Source organism: Micromonospora sp. NPDC049799 (assembly GCF_040656655.1).
GTDB lineage: Bacteria > Actinomycetota > Actinomycetes > Mycobacteriales > Micromonosporaceae > Micromonospora.
The window spans coordinates 1-1,198 of sequence record NZ_JBFAMU010000880.1 but is presented as its reverse complement, the minus strand read 5'-3'; the positions used below and the strand labels follow the sequence as shown (position 1 = coordinate 1,198).

The 1,198-nt window shown below is 75.9% G+C and carries 2 protein-coding genes; both read right to left on the bottom strand.

Annotated elements, in window-relative coordinates; genetic code table 11:
- Nucleotides 1–412: ATP-binding cassette domain-containing protein (locus AB0I76_RS30320; protein WP_357042688.1), on the bottom strand; the 412-nt coding region annotated here is incomplete at its 3' end.
- Nucleotides 409–1,198, bottom strand: a 790-nt coding sequence (locus AB0I76_RS30315; protein WP_357042686.1) for an ABC transporter permease, incomplete at its 5' end; no start/stop codon positions are given. The genes AB0I76_RS30320 and AB0I76_RS30315, both read right to left, overlap by 4 nt.

Below are 1,198 nucleotides of genomic sequence, written 5' to 3'. Positions count from 1 at the left end.
GGCGGGGCCGGCGGGCGGCGTACGCGGCCAGGCCGACCCGGGTGAGCCACTCGTCGGCGACGCGCCGCGCGGTCCGTCGGTCGGCGCCGTGCCGGCGTGGTCCGAACGCCACGTTGTCCCGTGCGGTCAGGTGCGGGAAGAGCAGGTAGTCCTGGAAGACCACGCCGATCGGCCGGCGTTCGGTCGGTGTCCACGCCCGCCGGTCCGGTCGGTCCAGGTCGGTGCCGTCGAGGGTCACGTGCCCGGCGCTCAGCGGCTGCAACCCGGCGAGCGCCCGCAACGCCGTGGTCTTGCCGGCGCCGTTGGGCCCGAGCAGCGCCACGACCTCCCCGGCGGCGACGGTCAGCGGCACGTCCAGCCGGAACGTGCCGCGCTCCACGACGATCCGGGCGTCCAGCAGGGGCGCGCTCACGGGCTGGTGATCCAGCGGTCGCGCAGGGCGGCGAGGATGACGACCGAGACGGTGAGCAGGATCAGGCTGAGCACCACGGCGGCCTCCAGGTCCGTCTCCAGTGCCAGGTAGACGGCGAGCGGCATGGTCTGGGTGCGGCCGGGGTAGTTGCCGGCGAAGGTGATGGTGGCACCGAACTCGCCGAGCGCCCGGGCCCAGCACAGCACCGCGCCGGCGGCCAGCCCCGGCGCTACCAGCGGCAGCGTCACGTGGGTGAAGGTGGTCCACCGGCCGGCGCCGAGGGTCGCCGCGGCCTCCTCGTAGCGCTGGTCGGCGCCGCGCAGCGCCCCCTCCACCGCGATGACGAGGAACGGCATCGCGACGAACGCCTCGGCCAGCACCACCCCGGCGGTGGTGAAGGGCAGGGTCACGCCGAACGTCGCGTCGAGCCAGCCGCCGAGCAGGCCCCGGCGGCCGAAGACCAGCAGCAGCGCCACACCGCCGACCACCGGCGGCAGGACCAGCGGCACGGTGACCAGGGCGCGCACCACGCGCCGGCCGGGGAACTCGACGCGGGCCAGCAGCCAGGCCAGCGGTACGCCGAGCAGCAGGCAGAACAGGGTGGCCAGGGTGGCGGTCAGCAGCGACAGCCGCAGCGCGGTGAGCACCCCCGGCTCGGCCAACCGCTGGGGCAGCGTGGTCCACGGCGTGCGGGCGAGCAGCCCGGCCGGGGGATGCCGCACGGGCACCCCGGATCGGAGGGCGGAGACGTGACCGAGGTGGCGAGCGGTACGACCGGACGGCTCA